This window comes from Nonomuraea sp. NPDC004186 (assembly GCF_053603495.1).
On sequence record NZ_JBSGFQ010000025.1, the window covers coordinates 43,824 to 58,527 of the forward strand.

At 68.2% G+C, this 14,704-nt stretch carries 18 protein-coding genes; 9 read left to right on the forward strand and 9 right to left on the reverse strand.

Annotated features, from left to right (window positions below):
• Positions 1–22 precede the first annotated feature (22 nt).
• On the forward strand, positions 23–322 hold the full coding sequence (locus ACWEPL_RS21320) for a hypothetical protein (RefSeq protein ID WP_452437207.1): 300 nt from the start codon (positions 23–25) through the stop codon (positions 320–322).
• Complete coding sequence (locus ACWEPL_RS21325) at positions 319–540, forward strand: hypothetical protein (RefSeq protein WP_452437208.1); 222 nt, start codon at positions 319–321, stop codon at positions 538–540. The genes ACWEPL_RS21320 and ACWEPL_RS21325 overlap by 4 nt, the downstream gene beginning before the upstream one ends.
• Before the next feature lie 171 nt (positions 541–711).
• Here ACWEPL_RS21325 and ACWEPL_RS21330 read toward each other — a convergent pair whose 3' ends face one another.
• Positions 712–930, reverse strand: a complete 219-nt coding sequence (locus ACWEPL_RS21330; RefSeq protein ID WP_452437209.1) for a hypothetical protein — start codon at positions 928–930, stop codon at positions 712–714.
• A 351-nt stretch (positions 931–1,281) separates the two neighbouring features.
• On the opposite strand from ACWEPL_RS21330, the gene ACWEPL_RS21335 reads away from it, so the two are divergent.
• The 3 genes from ACWEPL_RS21335 to ACWEPL_RS21345 all read left to right on the forward strand — a co-directional run bounded on the left by ACWEPL_RS21335 (position 1,282) and on the right by ACWEPL_RS21345 (position 3,509).
• The gene (locus tag ACWEPL_RS21335; RefSeq protein WP_452437210.1) at positions 1,282–2,394 is read left to right on the forward strand and encodes a helix-turn-helix domain-containing protein; all 1,113 of its coding nucleotides are present in this window, start codon (positions 1,282–1,284) and stop codon (positions 2,392–2,394) included.
• A 271-nt stretch (positions 2,395–2,665) separates the two neighbouring features.
• A complete protein-coding gene (locus ACWEPL_RS21340; protein ID WP_452437211.1) occupies positions 2,666–2,797 on the forward strand; it encodes a hypothetical protein in 132 nt (43 codons plus the stop codon).
• A gap of 154 nt (positions 2,798–2,951) precedes the next feature.
• Positions 2,952–3,509: a dihydrofolate reductase family protein gene (locus ACWEPL_RS21345; protein ID WP_452437212.1), complete on the forward strand. Its 558-nt coding sequence runs from the start codon at positions 2,952–2,954 to the stop codon at positions 3,507–3,509.
• A 759-nt stretch (positions 3,510–4,268) separates the two neighbouring features.
• On the opposite strand, the gene lpdA is transcribed toward ACWEPL_RS21345, so the two are convergent.
• Together lpdA and ACWEPL_RS21355 are read right to left on the reverse strand one after the other, a co-directional pair.
• A complete protein-coding gene (gene lpdA / locus ACWEPL_RS21350; RefSeq protein ID WP_355207656.1) occupies positions 4,269–5,648 on the reverse strand; it encodes a dihydrolipoyl dehydrogenase in 1,380 nt (459 codons plus the stop codon).
• A 20-nt stretch (positions 5,649–5,668) separates the two neighbouring features.
• Positions 5,669–6,043, reverse strand: a complete 375-nt coding sequence (locus ACWEPL_RS21355) for a tautomerase family protein (RefSeq protein ID WP_363983950.1) — start codon at positions 6,041–6,043, stop codon at positions 5,669–5,671.
• An 18-nt stretch (positions 6,044–6,061) separates the two neighbouring features.
• Between ACWEPL_RS21355 and ACWEPL_RS21360 the strand changes: the two genes are divergently transcribed.
• From ACWEPL_RS21360 to ACWEPL_RS21370, 3 genes are read left to right on the forward strand one after another with little or no spacing between them, the layout of a single operon-like run.
• Positions 6,062–6,712, forward strand: coding sequence for a response regulator transcription factor (locus ACWEPL_RS21360; protein WP_350737450.1), 651 nt, complete (start codon positions 6,062–6,064; stop codon positions 6,710–6,712).
• A gap of 6 nt (positions 6,713–6,718) precedes the next feature.
• Positions 6,719–7,771, forward strand: a complete 1,053-nt coding sequence (locus tag ACWEPL_RS21365) for a quinone-dependent dihydroorotate dehydrogenase (RefSeq protein WP_452437213.1) — start codon at positions 6,719–6,721, stop codon at positions 7,769–7,771.
• A gap of 19 nt (positions 7,772–7,790) precedes the next feature.
• A complete protein-coding gene (locus ACWEPL_RS21370; RefSeq protein WP_452437214.1) occupies positions 7,791–8,345 on the forward strand; it encodes a GNAT family N-acetyltransferase in 555 nt (184 codons plus the stop codon).
• A gap of 1 nt (position 8,346) precedes the next feature.
• On the opposite strand, the gene ACWEPL_RS21375 is transcribed toward ACWEPL_RS21370, so the two are convergent.
• The 4 genes from ACWEPL_RS21375 to ACWEPL_RS21390 all read right to left on the reverse strand — a co-directional run bounded on the left by ACWEPL_RS21375 (position 8,347) and on the right by ACWEPL_RS21390 (position 12,315).
• Positions 8,347–9,948 (reverse strand): beta-N-acetylhexosaminidase, encoded by a 1,602-nt coding sequence (locus ACWEPL_RS21375; RefSeq protein WP_452437215.1) that lies wholly within the window; start codon positions 9,946–9,948, stop codon positions 8,347–8,349.
• Positions 9,945–10,799 carry an N-acetylmuramoyl-L-alanine amidase gene (locus tag ACWEPL_RS21380; RefSeq protein WP_452437216.1) on the reverse strand — a complete coding sequence of 285 codons (855 nt, stop codon included), beginning with the start codon at positions 10,797–10,799 and terminating at the stop codon, positions 9,945–9,947. The genes ACWEPL_RS21375 and ACWEPL_RS21380 overlap by 4 nt, the downstream gene beginning before the upstream one ends.
• Before the next feature lie 97 nt (positions 10,800–10,896).
• Entirely contained in the window at positions 10,897–11,145 is a 249-nt protein-coding gene (locus tag ACWEPL_RS21385) for a hypothetical protein (RefSeq protein ID WP_185069048.1), read from the reverse strand.
• 120 nt (positions 11,146–11,265) lie between these two features.
• Entirely contained in the window at positions 11,266–12,315 is a 1,050-nt protein-coding gene (locus ACWEPL_RS21390; protein WP_350737465.1) for a LacI family DNA-binding transcriptional regulator, read from the reverse strand.
• A gap of 147 nt (positions 12,316–12,462) precedes the next feature.
• Between ACWEPL_RS21390 and ACWEPL_RS21395 the strand changes: the two genes are divergently transcribed.
• Complete coding sequence (locus tag ACWEPL_RS21395; RefSeq protein WP_350737468.1) at positions 12,463–13,113, forward strand: TetR/AcrR family transcriptional regulator; 651 nt, start codon at positions 12,463–12,465, stop codon at positions 13,111–13,113.
• 141 nt (positions 13,114–13,254) lie between these two features.
• On the opposite strand, the gene bldC is transcribed toward ACWEPL_RS21395, so the two are convergent.
• Positions 13,255–13,458 carry a developmental transcriptional regulator BldC gene (gene bldC / locus ACWEPL_RS21400; RefSeq protein WP_013133571.1) on the reverse strand — a complete coding sequence of 68 codons (204 nt, stop codon included), beginning with the start codon at positions 13,456–13,458 and terminating at the stop codon, positions 13,255–13,257.
• A 322-nt stretch (positions 13,459–13,780) separates the two neighbouring features.
• Entirely contained in the window at positions 13,781–14,644 is an 864-nt protein-coding gene (locus ACWEPL_RS21405) for a hypothetical protein (RefSeq protein ID WP_350737470.1), read from the reverse strand.
• Positions 14,645–14,704: the final 60 nt, after the last annotated feature.

Consider the following 14,704-nt stretch of genomic DNA (forward strand, 5'->3'; position numbering starts at 1 on the left):
CACTGCGATCCCAGAGGGAGTCATGAACGGATTCTATTGGGGATTCGCCACGGCGGGACTCGCGGCCATGGTCCTGACGATGGCCGGCAACTCCGGCATGCGTGCGGCCCTCCACGCCATATTCAGACGCCCTCTCGGCGAGCTGACCCTGATCGTGAAAGCCGGGACCACGCTCGAGTCCCCGCAGGGGGCACGCCCGGCCACGGAGGAAGAGGTCATCCCCATAGACGGGCTGATCATCAAGGTCGATGCGGACCGGAACGGCCCACCCACGCCGAGCCCGGCGGCGCGCTCCCGCCGGTACGCAGGAGGGCCGGAATGAGCCCGGGCGGCGGCGCGACGACCGTGGACCGGAATTTCCGGCTAGTGTTCTTCGTGGTGCTCGGCTTTACCGTCCTCTTCGTGGGTGGGGCTATTTATTCAGGTTTTTTCATCGCCAATCCCACTCCCTCACAGGCGTCAACGGCGGAATGGCTGCAGAGAGCCGCGTGGGCGGGTCTGGGCGTGATTTTCGGCCTGCTCGGCGGAAAAACAGTTTGATACGGGACGTCTCCCGATGTGACTTCTTGCCCGATGTCCTGGAGCCACGCGATCGGCCTTCACATCCCTTGGCCGGGGCAGCAAACCGTTACAGCCGATCCCGTCTGGCCGGCTGGTCGCGGACTTTGAGCACCCGACTGCGTGGCGGCCAGGCTCACATAGCCGGGGCGTCTAGGATGCCCGTTTCGCCCCTGCCCGAGGCGCTACGACATCGCGCAGGAATTCCACCCAGATCGCATGCGCACGCTCGTGCGCCTTGGTGCGCGCCTGCTCCATGGACGTGCTGCCATTCACCTCGAACGTCTCACTGCCCATCGGGAGACCGTCACGCCCGGGGAGCCGATGATGCAGTGTCAGCTTGTAGCGCTCGTCGATGATCGAGAACAGCATTCGAGCGCCGACCCAGCCCTTCTCGCAAGTCATGGAACCGGGGGACGGCTTCCATCCGATCTCGGGCGCTCTGGTCCTCGGTTCCTGCCTGCCCTCGGCCCGAGCGCTCATTGCGTCGCCTCCTGCGCGGCCAGCTTCTCCGCCAGCTCGTCAAGCTCGAGTCGCACCGTTCGCCTCCGTCGTCGCGTCACGGGAATAGATCTGATGTAGGCCACCGGCCGACGGCCAGGTTTCCCCAACCGTTTCCACGACGCCAGCGCGGGTATTCTTCAGAGGTATAGGGCACTATTTGGCTAATACCTCTCCGCTATAAACTCAGCTAGTGGAAGTTCGGACACCCCCGAAGCCCTCATGGCGATCATGCAAGAACGCGGCTGGACCCAAGCCCAGCTCGGCCATGAGTTAGGTGTGTCGCAAGCATGGATCTCTCGCGTGTGCCGAGGTGTCGCCGATACGGGCCTGGCCAAGGCAAAGGAGTTGCTTGCGCGTGTCGGCTGGGAGGTGCGATTTACGCCTTCTGTGGAGGGACCTGTGGAGCGCAGGGAGTTCCTGGCAGCCGCGGCATCAGTCGTGTTCGTCCCGTCCGCTGCCAGCTCAAACCCTTATCTTGATCCCGACTATGTGCGAGCACTGGCCGGCAGTATGGCGCGAGGCCGCTACGAACTTGGAGGGCTACCCCTCACGGCCCGCGCCCTGGGCCATGTGAAGCAAATGGACGGCCTTCGAGCCAGCTCTCTTGGCTGCGATCTGCAAGCGGCGGCATCGGATCTGCTGTACCAGGCCAGCATCGCTCTGTATGACGCCGGCAGGCTTCCCCAGGCGGAGCATGCCGGCGTGATCGCTCTCGAACTGGCGCACCATGCCGGGGATCCGTCAGCGCGGGCGCGGGCCTATGACGTGCTGAGCCGCGTCAGCCTCTATCGCGGCGACCAGTTCCGAGCGGTGAAGTATGCCCAGCGCGGACTACGAATCGCCGACCTTTCCCCAAGCCGCCTGTCCAGCCTGCATATGCGGCTGGGGCGTGCGCTGGCGGGCATCAAGAGGAATCAGAGGGAAGCTCGCGAATCCCTGGATCGAGCCTTGGACACTCGCGGGCTGAGTCCGTTCGCCGAGGCTGCTCTCGGCGGCGATGTGGCCATCGGCTTAAGCCAGCTGGGCCAGTACAACGAGGCCGACCGGCTCCTGCACGAAGCAGCTCAGGCCATGGGGCAATGGTCACCGCTCTTTCATGCTCAATATCTCGGCCGGCAAGCACAGACAGCTATACGAGGGGGCAAACCAGCACTTGTAGGCCAATACATGCAGAACCTCACCCGAGCACTACCCTTCATCAGCTCTGCTCGCGTGAATGCACGAGCGAAAGAGATCATTGCAGCATCGGCCAAATGGGAGCGTATTTCGGATATTCGCGTAGCACGCGAGCATCTTCAGTCCATGCTGCCCCCCGAGCACCCTTCCGCTTGACTGATCATCGCATTCATACATCGGCTTTCTGAATCTGGCAGCCATTGCGAATATACCCGTCGCGGCATATCTGTTGAGAGAGCCGCCCCATAAGGAAGTCGCCCCCACCAATCCGGCTTCGGGGCACCGTCACACCCGAGACGCAATGGGCAGGGCCGGGTCGGCACGGCCGCTACTCCCGGGCGGCCGGACCGTGGCCACTTAGGTCACCTCGGAAACGCGACTTTGGTTGCTGCCTGACCGTCCCGGCGCCCGGCTACGCTCTGCGGCTATGTTCGTGGCCACCGCGCAGGACCTGCGGCCCAGCCTGCTCCGGGCGCGCCGCGACCGTGCCGCCGCCGGGAGCAGCTTCCTGCTGCTGCGAGTGAGCGGTATCGATGGCGCTGAGCGCGATGAGTTTTGAGGTAACCGGCGGTCTGAGTGTGTGAGTGACCAATCACTGAGCACGAGCTGATCGAGCGGTGGACGCCGATCGGAGCTCATGCAAGCGCCCCCTGGGGGTGTTGGGCCCGTGCTGGGACCGTCCCGGCGTGGGAAGAAACACATGGAGGCACCCGATGCGGAAGTTGATTCTTGGTTTTTACGTCTCGCTCGACGGCAAGAGCGCTGACGGGGACAACGGAATCCGGGACGTCATGATGAGCATCGACGACCCGAAGCAGGAGGAGTACTTTGTCAGCCGACTGTGGGAGGCCGGGGCCTTCCTCATGGGCCGCAACACCTACGAGATCATGGCCGGATACTGGCCCACCTCCGACCACCCCTCTGCCAAGGCCATGAACGAGATCCCCAAGGTCGTGTTCTCCCGCACCCTGAAATCGGCCGACGACTGGCCCGAGACCCGGATCGCCGGCGGTGACACGGCGGAGGAGATCGCCAGGCTCAAGGCCGAGCCTGGCAAGGACCTCGTCGCCGCCGGCGGCACCGCGTTCATGCACTCCCTGATCAAGCTCGGCGTGGTCGACGAGTACCGGCTGTGGGTGCTGCCCGCCGTCACCGGCAAGGGCGCGCCGCTGTTCCCCGAGCTGGCTCAGGCTGTGAACCTGCGCTTGGTGAAAAGCACGGCCTTCCCGTCCGGAATCCTCGAACTGGTGTACGTGCCAGCCGACAAGTAAGACCCAGCAAGCGACACACAGTCACGGTGGCACCAGGAGCAGGCGCCTGCCCGTCCCCGGTGCCGTTCAGTTCTCGGGCCAGGTCGTACCGGCCGCTGGTCCTTGATCGTTGGCGTTCGCTCGCCATTGATCGGCCCAGTAGCTCCTGACCTGGTCAAGCTTTACCTTGACGGTGTCGGGGCGTTGTGCGGGCGGCGGCGGTGTGATTCGGCACCGACCTGGAGCGCTCCCGGGCAGGACGAATTCGGATAACCTCCCGGGCGTCGGTCAGGCGGGTGGCGATCTGCAAGGACAGAGCCGCGGCACTGCAGCGGCAATGCGCCGCCCTTGATATCGGGCTCATCGACCAGCGTCCTGAGCGCGCCGCCTGGCACCAGCGGGCAGCGCCGCAATGATCGGCAAGCAGCTTGCCAAGATCGGCCACGTTGACCGCGATACGGGCGGCCGAACAGGCGAAGGGGCGCTGTTGCTTCTCACTGATTTTCCTGGCCCAATCGGGCCTCGAGCGCTGTTCAAACCGACCGTCAAACGCTGCTGCTACTCACTCACCGAACGAAATCACCCATGGGAGACGCGGCCCACAGCCGGGGGAGCGCGAGGTGCCCTGCCGGGGATCGGGGCGAGGCCCCGATCCCCCATCAGCACGCCCGAGCGTCAGCGAGGACCGCGCCTTTGGGGGATCGAAAGGGGGCTCGCCCCCTTGGGAGGCAGGGCCCGGCGCGTAGCGCCTCCCGGGTGAGGACCATGCTTTCGGTACGGTCACATGTTGATCATGTGGCCGGCGAGGCCGTGGATGGCTTCCTTGACCGCTTCGCCGAGCGTCGGGTGGGCGTGGACGTTGCGGGCGACCTCGTGCACGGTCAGGTCCCACTGCTGGGCCAGGGTCAGCTCCGGCAGCAGCTCGGTGACCTCGGGCCCGATCAGGTGGGCGCCGAGCAGCTCGCCGTGCGTGTTGTCGCTGATGATCTTGACGAAGCCGGCCGAGTCGCCCAGGCCGTGCGCCTTGCCGTTGGCCGTGAAGGGGAACTTCGCCACCTTCACGTCGTAGCCCAGGTCGCGCGCCTGCGCCTCGGTGTAGCCGAAGCTGGCCACCTGCGGCTGGCAGTACGTGGCCCGCGGGATCATCACGTAGTCGAGCTCCATGGTCTCCGCGTCGGCGATCGTCTCGGCGGCGATGATGCCCATGGACTCCGCGGCGTGCGCCAGCATCAGCTTGGCGGTGACGTCGCCGATGGCGAAGATGTGCGGCACGTTCGTACGGCAGCGCCCGTCGACCGCGATGGCGCCCCGGTCGGTCAGCGCCACGCCCGTCTTCTCCAGGCCGTAGCCCTCGACGCGCGGCTGGAACCCGATGGCCTGCAGCACCTTGTCGGCCTCGAGCACCCGGGTCTCGCCGCCGCGGGTGACGGTGACCTTGACGGAGGCGCCGGTGTCCTCGATGGCGTCCACGCGGGTCGAGGTCAGCACCTCGATGCCGAGCCGCTTGTAGCGCTTGGCCAGCTCGGCCGACACCTCCTCGTCCTCCAGCGGCACCACCCGGTCGAGGAACTCCACGATCGTCACCTTGACGCCGTAGTTGTGCAGCACGTACGCGAACTCCACCCCGATGGCGCCCGCGCCCGCGATGATGATGCTCTCCGGCAGCTCCTCGGTGAGGATCTGCTCCTCGTACGTCACCACACGCTCGGAAAGCCGCGTGCCCGGGATCAGCCGGGTGGTCGCGCCCGCCGCGATGATGCAGTGGGAGAACGTGATCGTCTCGCCGTTCACCTGGATCGTGTTCGCGTCCAGGAACGTGCCGCGGCCGTCGTACTCCGTGATGGCGTTCTTCTTCATCAGGTAGTGAACGCCCTTGACCCGACCGTCGGCCACCTTGCGGCTGCGCTGGAAGGCCGCTCCGTAGTCGAAGGTGACCGAGCCACTGATGCCGAACGTCTTGGCCTCGTTGTTGAAGATGTGGGCCAGTTCGGCGTTGCGCAGCAGCGCCTTGGACGGGATGCAGCCCACGTTCAGGCAGACGCCACCCCAGTACTTCTCCTCGACGACCGCAGCGCGCAGTCCGAGCTGGGCGGCGCGGACGGCGGCCGTATACCCTCCGGGACCCGCGCCGAGAACGACGACGTCATAGTGAGTGCTCATGAGTCGGACCATACCGTCAGCTAGACCTCGACCTTGTACGAGAGGGTGAGCTCGTCGGCGGGCACCCCGCGGATCCCCCAGTTCACCTTGGGCATCTCGATGATCGTGATCTCCACGTCCTCGGGCTCGTAGCCGGATTTGTCGTAGATCTCCCTGATCAGCGCCCGCTTGGCGTCGTCGCTGCGCCCGGTGAAGCAGATCACCTCGATGATGAGGTAATTGTCACTGCGCCCAGGGCAGACGAAGTCGTCCTCCTCCAGCAGCAGGAACCGGTGGAACCGCTTCTCCGGCGGCACGCCCCACGCGCTCACCAGGCACGACTGCACCAGATCCGAGATCTCCCGCTGCCGTCCGGCCCACACATCCCTGCGCCCGTACACCTTCACCTGTGCCATATCGGCAATATAGAGGGCGTGATCCGCGTACTCCTGGCCGACGACGAGGCCATGATCCGGGCCGGGGTCAAGGCCATCCTCGCCTCCGACCCGTCGCTTGAGGTGGTGGCCGAGGCCGGGGACGGCAGGCAGGCCGTCGACCTGGCCATCAGCCACCGCCCCGACGTGGCGCTGCTCGACATCCGCATGCCCAGGCTCGACGGTCTGGGGGCGGCGAGCGAGATGCGCCGGGTCGCGCCGGGCACGGCCGTGGTGATGCTGACCACATTCGGGGAGGACGACTACATCGCCAAGGCGCTCGACATCGGGGCGAGCGGGTTCCTGCTCAAGTCGGGCGATCCGCGCGAGCTGATCGCCGGGATCCACGCGGTGGCCGACGGGGCCGCGTACCTGTCGCCCAGGGTCGCCCAGCGGGTGATCGCACACTTCGCGGGCGGAAAGATGACCAAGGGGGCGCAGGCCCGCGACCGCGTCGGCCCGCTCACCGACCGGGAGCGCGAGGTGCTCGCCCTGGTCGGCGCGGGCATGTCCAACGCCGAGATCGCCCGCGAGCTGCACATCGTCGAGGGCACGGTGAAGGCGTACGTGAGCGCCATCCTCACCAGACTCGGCGTGCGCAACCGCGTGCAGGCCGCAATCATCGCCCACGAGGCCGGATTGGTAGCCTGACCCGTGATGTATCGCCTCGTGTTCACGCAGGTCTTGCGGCGTTTCGACGCCGAGGCCGTGCACCATCAGACCGTGAGCGCCCTCGCGCTCCTCGCAAAGCTGCCCGTGGTCAAGCGGCTGCTCTTCCGCGCGCTCGCGCCCCGCGACCCGGCCCTGCGGGTGACCGCGTTCGGCGTGCACTTCCCGGGCCCGCTGGGCCTGGCCGCCGGGTTCGACAAGGACGCCGCGTGCGCCGAGGGCATCGCCGCGCTCGGCTTCGGCCACGTCGAGGTCGGCACGATCACCGCGCACGCCCAGCCGGGCAACCCGCGCCCGCGCCTGTTCAGGCTGGTCGGAGAGCGCGCGGTGATCAACCGGATGGGCTTCAACAACGCCGGGGCGGCCGCCGCCGCCCGCAGGCTGCGCCGCGCCCGCGGCGTCCCCGTCGTGGTCGGGGTGAACATCGGCAAGACCAAGGTGGTGCCCGAGTCGGAGGCCGTGGCCGACTACGTGGCCAGCGCCAAGGAGCTCGCGCCGCTGGCCGACTACCTGGTGGTCAACGTCAGCTCGCCCAACACCCCGGGGCTGCGCAACCTCCAGGCGGTCTCGCTGCTGCGGCCGCTGCTCACGGCGGTCAAGGAGGTGGCGGACGGCACGCCCCGTGCCACTCCCCTGCTGGTGAAGATCGCGCCCGACCTCGCGGACGAGGACGTGGACGCGGTCGCCGACCTGGCGCTGGAGCTGGGCCTGGACGGCATCATCGCCACCAACACCACGATCAGGCACGACGGCGAGACCGGCGGGCTGTCGGGCCGCCCGCTCAAGGGCCGCTCGCTGGAGGTGCTCAGGCGCCTGCGCGCCAGGGTCGGCGACCGGCTCACGCTGGTGTCGGTCGGCGGGGTGGAGGACGTGGACGACGTCTGGGAGCGCCTGCTCGCCGGGGCCACCCTGGTCCAGGGCTACACGGGCTGGGTCTACGGCGGCCCGCTCTGGGCCTCGCGCATCCACCGTCAGCTCTCCCGGCGCGTGCGCCGTCACGGCCTCAAGTCCATTACGGACGCCATCGGCCGTACCGCCTGAATCCCTTATCGTGGGGCGAATGATCGAAGAGGTACCACTAGCGGACGGCATCACCCTGCGCCCGGCCGCCGAACAGGACGTCGAGGCCCTGGTACGCGCCTACGACCGCAACCGCGACCACCTCAAGCGGTGGGAGCCCCGCAGGCCTGACGAGTTCTTCACCGCGGACGGACAGGCCAAGCGGCTCAAGGGCCTGCTCGAAGATCAGGCGCAGGGCCGGGCGATGGCCTGGGTGCTCGCGGACGGCGAGGAGATCGTGGGCCGCGCGACGCTCAGCGGCATCGTCCGCGGCCCCTGGCTGAGCGCCGACCTCGGCTACTGGGTGGACGGCGGCTACATCGGGCGCGGCCTGGCCACCGGCGCCGTGCGGGAGGTGTGCCGGATGGCCGACGAGGAGCTGCGGCTGCACCGGATCGCGGCCAGCGTCCTGCTCGACAACGCGGCCTCGCAGAACGTGCTGGTCAAGACCGGGTTCGAGCCGTACGGCACCGCCGACCGCTACCTCGAGATCGACGGCAGGTGGCAGACCTGCCGCCTCTTCCAGCGCATCCTCAACGACCGCCCGGCCCTGTAAGTCACACGCTGGGGCGGGTCGACTCCGCGTCGTGCGTCATGCCTTCGATGTGGGCCATCGCCTCCTGGACGCGCAACACGCCCGGCCGGTGCGGGCGCCGGCGCTGCCAAGGGTGCGGCCCCGCCGGCGGGCGGTACTCCACCCCGAGCGCGTCCAGCCGCCCCAGGTGCTCCTCCAGCCGTCCCTCGAAGCCGCCCGTGAAGCCGTCCGTGGGGCCGGCCCACGCGATCTCCGCCAGCGCGCACGCCCGCGGCCACAGGCGGTAGTCGACCGTGCGGGCGTCGGGCACGCGCTCGGTCCAGAGCTGCGCCTGGGCCCCCAGGACCCGGGCGCGCTCCTCCTCCGTCCACGAGGCCGGCGCGGGGTCGAAGGCGGCCACGTCCGAGACTGTGGTGGCGTCGCCGATGGCCATGGGCTCGTCCGCCGAAGAGGCCTCCGCGTAGTCGAAGTACAGCGGGAACACCGGGGTCGCCACCACGTCGTGCCCGGCCGCGGCGGCCCGGCGGCCCACCCCCATGCCCCGCCACGGCATGACCACGGTGTCCTCCCGCAGCCCACCGCTGACGAACGCCTCGTCCCACACCACGGCCCGCGCGCCCCGCTCGGCCAGCGCGTCCGCGAGCCGCCGCAGGAACCACGCCTGCAGGTCGTTGGAGGTGGCCAGCCCGAGCGAGTCGCGGTACGCGGTGATCTCGGCGGACTCGCCCCAATGGTCCAGCACGACCTCGTCACCGCCGATGTGCACGTAGGGAGTCTCGCCCAGCGCCCCGACCAGCTCGTCGAAGATCGTGGTCAGGAACTCGACGGTCGGCGGCAGCGGCGACAGGATCGCCGAGGAGATGCCCCACCGGTCGAGCACGTCGTACCGCTCCCCGGTGGCCCCGAGCGACGGGTACGCCGCCAGGATCGCCGACGCGTGCCCGGGCACGTCGATCTCGGGGACGACCGTGACGCACCGGGCGCGGGCGTAGGCGCCGATCTCGGCCAGGTCGTCGAGCGTGTAGTAGCCCCCGTGCGGCAGGTCGTCGTACGTGTCCGGCTCCCGCCAGTAGTTGGACGCCGTACGCGGCCGGTGCGAGGAGACCTCGTGCAGCAGCGGGTACGCCCTGCTCTCCACCCGCCACCCCTGGTCGTCCACCAGGTGCAGGTGGAGGCGGTTGAGCTTGTGCGTCGCCATCAGGTCGAGCAGGCGGAAGATCTCCCGCTTGGGGAAGAAGTGCCGCGCCACGTCCAGGTGCAGCCCGCGCCAGGCGAAGCGCGGCGCGTCCTCGATCCGCACCCCTGGAACGAGCCACGAGGCCCCGGTGGAGAACCGGTAGGAGGCGGCGGGCAGCAACTGGTGCAGCGACTGCGCCGCGTAGAAGGCCCCGGCCCGTCCGCCGGCCACGATCTCCACGCCCCGCGAACCCACCGTCAGCCGGTACGCCTCCTCGCCGAGCGCCGGATCCCGCCGGACGTCGATCTCACCGGCGTCGCCGGGCCGCAGGTCGAGCCGCGGAAGCGCGAGGCGTACGGCGTCCACCAGGTCGCCGGACACGGTCGCGCCCGAGGTCAGCTCGAAGGAACCGGAAAGATCGCTGAGCAGCTCTGGGCGAGGAATCATGTTTCGAGATAGTGCTGCAATCCGTTCGCCAGCGCCAGCGCGATCTTCTGCCGGAAGCCGGGATCCTGGAACTTGGCCGCCTCGGCGGCGTTGCGCATGTTGCCGCACTCGATGAAGATCTTCGGCACGGTCGACAGGTTGAGGCCGCCGAGGTCGTTGCGGTAGTCGAGCGCGTTGCGGCCGATGTAGGTGGAGTACGGCAGGCCCGTGCCCTTGGCGAACGCGTTGCGCACGTCGATGCCGAGCCTGCTGGAGGCGCCCACGACCTTGTCCACGGGGCCGTTGATCTTCTTCGGCATGATGACGTGGAAGCCGTGGTTGGCGGGGGCCGCGCCGTCGCCGTGGATGGAGATCGCCGCGTCGGCGCGGGCCTTGTTGCCGATGGCGGCCCGCTGGGTGATGCACGGGCCCACGCCGTCGTTGCTCGTCCTGGTCAGCTTGACCGTGGCCCCACGGGATTCGAGGATCTTGACGAGCCGCTTGGAGACGTCGAAGGAGAAGGCGGCCTCGGTGTAGCCGCTGTTGGTCTGGGTGCCCGTCGTGTCGCAGGGCTTCCACTTGGTCAGCACGTTGACCTTGCGGTTGACGGCCGCGGGGTCGCGGTAGTTGCCGCCGTTGTGGCCCGGGTCGATCACGACGACCTTGCCCTCCATGGGCTTGGCGTCGGGCGGGGACTGCTTGGCGGAAGTCCGCTTGGCGGGAGTCTGCTCGGAGGGAGTCTGCTCGGCGGTCTGCTCCGCGCTGGTCGCGGGAGCGGCCTGACCTGCCGCGGCGCCACCGGTGCCGGTGCCGCCACACGCGGAGGCGATCAGGCCGCAAACGACGAGAGCTGAGGCTGGCAGAGCACGCATGGCATCCAACTTACGGCAAGCCCGGAGCTCAAGCCCTTCTTATGCCAACTACGGCGAGTGGCGGGGAATGCTACATCCTGGCCGGGCCCCTAGCCCCTCACCAGACACGCTCGCCGATCTCCTGGCGCTCCAGCAGGGCGGCCAGCTCCCGCGCGTCCTCGGCGTCGAGCCCGAGGACGACGCGGGGCCGGCCCCACGGGTGGTCGAGGGAGTGGGCGACGTAACTGGCGACCGACTCAGCGGCGCCGTCGACGCCCCGCCCCCTCCCCGCCCGCCAGTGGCCCCAGGCGCGCTCGAGCTCGGCCGCCGCGCGCTGGGCGCAAGACACTAGTTCCGGATCACGCATGACTGTTCCCCCGGATCAGATCGTGGCCGGATCGAATCCGGCCACAAATAGCATGACCCTGACGAGTAAACAGCCGCGCGGCCACGTCTCCGCGCGGCTTGACCCAGCCTTGATCCTCTTTTAAGCGGGACCGGTGCTGCGTCGCACGATCAGCTCGGGGCGGATCTCGCGCAGGCGCGAGACCTTCGCGGGGTCCCCGATCCGGTCGCTCAGCAGCGCCGCCGCCGACCTTCCCATGGTGCGGCGGGGCTGGTCGACCGAGGTGAGCGAGATGTGGTGGGAGGCCGACAGGTGCGTGTTGTCGTAGCCGACCACCGAGAGGTCTTGCGGGACTCGCAGGCCCAGGTCGCTGGCGGCCGAGAGCACGCCGAGCGCGACCACGTCATTGGCGGCGAAGATCGCCGTGGGCCTGGGGTCGCGGGTGAGCAGCGCCGTTGCCGCCTCCCTGCCACCCTCCTCGGTCGAGTCCGCGGCTTCGACCATGATGTACGGCGCCAGAGAGTGCCTGCGCATGGCCACGAGGTAGCCCTCGCAGCGCGACGAGCGCCGGCCCTCGATGTGCGCGATGCGCTTGTGGCCGAGTTCGACCAGGTGGTCGATGGCCAGGCGAGCGCCGAGCTGGTCGTCGTCGACCACGATGTCGACTCCGTCGAGCTCGATGTCACGTTCCCCTACGACGACGGTCGGGGTGTAGGCGGTGGCCTCGATCAGCGTCTCGCTGGTCGGCGCGATGCCCAGGAGGACCAGCCCGTCCACCCTGAGCTCGAGGAAGGCCTCGACGGCCTCGTCCTCGAACGCCGGGTCCCACTGGCTGTTCCCTATGAGCATGCGCAGGCCGTCGCCGTGCAGGCTCTCCTGCAGACCGTCGAGGAACTCCGCGTAGAACGGATTGTGCAGGTCGGCGACGAGCGCGCCCACCAGATGCGTACGGCCTTCGACCAGGCTTCGCGCGACCGCGTTCGGCCGGTAGCCGAGTTCGCGGGCGGCCTGCAGCACGGCCTGGCGCCGGTGCTCGCTCACGTGCGGGGATCCGCGCAGCACGAGAGAGACCAGCGATTTCGAGACGCCGGCTCGTTCGGCGACGTTGCGGATGGTCGGTCTGGGCCGAGGCAGTGTGTCTACCTCTCTGAGCTCGGTAATGGTTGAAGTGTTGACGGGCGGTCCTGACATGTGTCTCCCCCGCGATGCGGATATGGGCACCTGTCTGACCAAACGATCGAGTTCGCGGCAGGGTACGGCCTTCTCACTGTTTGACTCAGGGAATCGTCGCGGGTTGACCCGGGGAACGGCCGGCACGGCGTCGGCTACTGTGCAGGTGTGACACCCGGGAAGTCAGCCGAGACGGCACGGCCGGCGCGGCGCAGGCTCAGCGTCGACCGGCGTCGCGAGGAGCTGATGGCGGCCGCGCTCGAGCTGTTCAGCACCCGTGACGCGGAAGACGTCTCGATCGACGACGTGGCCTCGGCGGCGGGCGCTTCGCGGGCCCTGGTCTACCACTACTTCGGTGGCAAGCAGGAGCTCTACGTGGCCGCGCTGAGGAGCGCGGCGGAGCAGTTGGAGTCCCGGCTTCGCCCCCATGAGGGCGGCAGGCCGCTGGAAGAGCTGGCCTCCGGGCTCAGGCGCTACTTCGACTTCGTCGAGGAGCACGCGGCCGGGTTCGCCGCGTTGCTGCGCGGGGGGCCCGCCAACCGGGCGGGCGAGATCGGCGAGATCGTCGACGGCGTACGCCAGCGTCTCTTCCGCCTCATCCTGAAGCAGATGCGGGTCGATGAGGCCAGCCCGGTGCTGCGCACGACCCTGCGCTCGTGGATCGCCTCCGTGGAGACGGCCGGCCTCGACTGGCTCGAGCACCGTGACATAGAGCGACCGACGCTGGAAAAGATGCTCGTCGATCACATGGTCGCGCTGCTCGGCGTGGCCGCCGCCTACGACGGCGCCGTGGCCACGCTGTTGGAACGACTCAAATAGAGAGATAGAGAGATAGAGAGAAGGATGGCGCCGGGCGGGCGGCGCCAACTCTCCCATGCGACGTTGTGTCGCCACGACGGTGGACCAGGCCGTCGGCCTGGCTCACCCTCAACCCCCCTGAGGATCCGTGACGACCCTCACTTACTCCGAGCGCTGCTGCGGAATCCCCGCGAGCAGTGCCCGGACCTCGGTCTCCCGGTAACGCCGATGACCGCCGAGGGTTCGAATCGACGTCAACTTACCCGCCTTGGCCCACCGCGTAACGGTCTTGGGGTCGACCCTGAACATGGTCGCGACCTCAGCGGGCGTGAGCAGTGGCTCGGCCTCGGGTGTACGAGCTGACATTTGTGCGGCCTCTCCTCCGTGTGGACCGGCTTAGCGATCCTGTGACTGCCTTTGCGCGTGTCACGGATGTCCCCCTATGGCACAGAGCGTGCGGCTTTTCTGAGCCATATGCGGCATCACCCGATGTGACCATACCGCCACGCAGAGCGATTGGCGAGCCCTTCTTTGACCCAACTGCCCGCCCCCGCGGCGATGTCACGCTCGGTGATTCTAGCGACACGGTTCGTGGTATCGCAGTGAAAACGGCAAACTACTCAGTTCGCAGAAGAGAGCAGCCGGGAGACGTGACCTACTCATGCAGGTCAGACGGTCGTATTGAGCCTCAGTTGGCAGATTCCAGCTGTTGCATTGACTTCCACCGGAGGATCACCCTCTGGTACATGGCGTAGGCAAGTTCTTCTTGACCCGTGTCCAGGCCCGTCAGGGCGCCCGCCAGCTCGGCCACCGACTGGTCCGCCTGCAACGCGTCGTCGTCCATGAGGTGGACGAGGCCGCCGTAGTCGAGCTCCACCAGCGAGTGCGGGTGGAACTCCTCCAGCCACCTGGCGACGTCCTCCACGTCGAAGTTGGCCGCCACGTCGCCCAGGTGCCTGCGCAGCACGTTGAGCGCCCTGGCCGCCCGCCTCCTGGCCTGCGCCATGGAGGTGACGTAGATGAGGTTGCGTCCGGTAGCGGTCGTCACGTCCTGTCCCGGGTTGGCGGAGCCGAGCACCAGCCAGCGCTCGTTCCCATCAAACGGCACGAACCACGATGGCGGCACATGCCACGCCGTGGTGCGAATGTGCGTACGCAACGCGGACGAACCGGCCTGCCGCTTGTACCGGTCGAAGTCGTCCGCCACCTGGTCCGCGATCGCCTTGGGCACCAGATGGTCCATCAGCTTCACAGGAGTGGTGCCACGCAGCCTTGAGAACGCCAGCCACGAGCGCAAACGGCTTTGCCAGGGACAGACATAGAGACGGTCCTCAACACGCCGCAGATAGGCGTTGGGGCTCTCCTGGGCGGGAACGGGTTGAGGGGGCATACCGAGAAGGCGCATGACCGACTCGCCGTGCTCCGCATTGAGCGCGTTCGCGCGGCGCGGGCGGTCCCGTGAGTCGGCGTAGTCGGCCCACACCTTGCGCTCGGGTTCGGCGAACGCGGTCAGTGGCTCATAGACGCGGAGGTAGGCGGCATAGGGCAGCACGGAGGCATCGTGTCATGAAGCGAACCTGCGTGCACCGTTGTGGCTTACTACGCTGTGAGG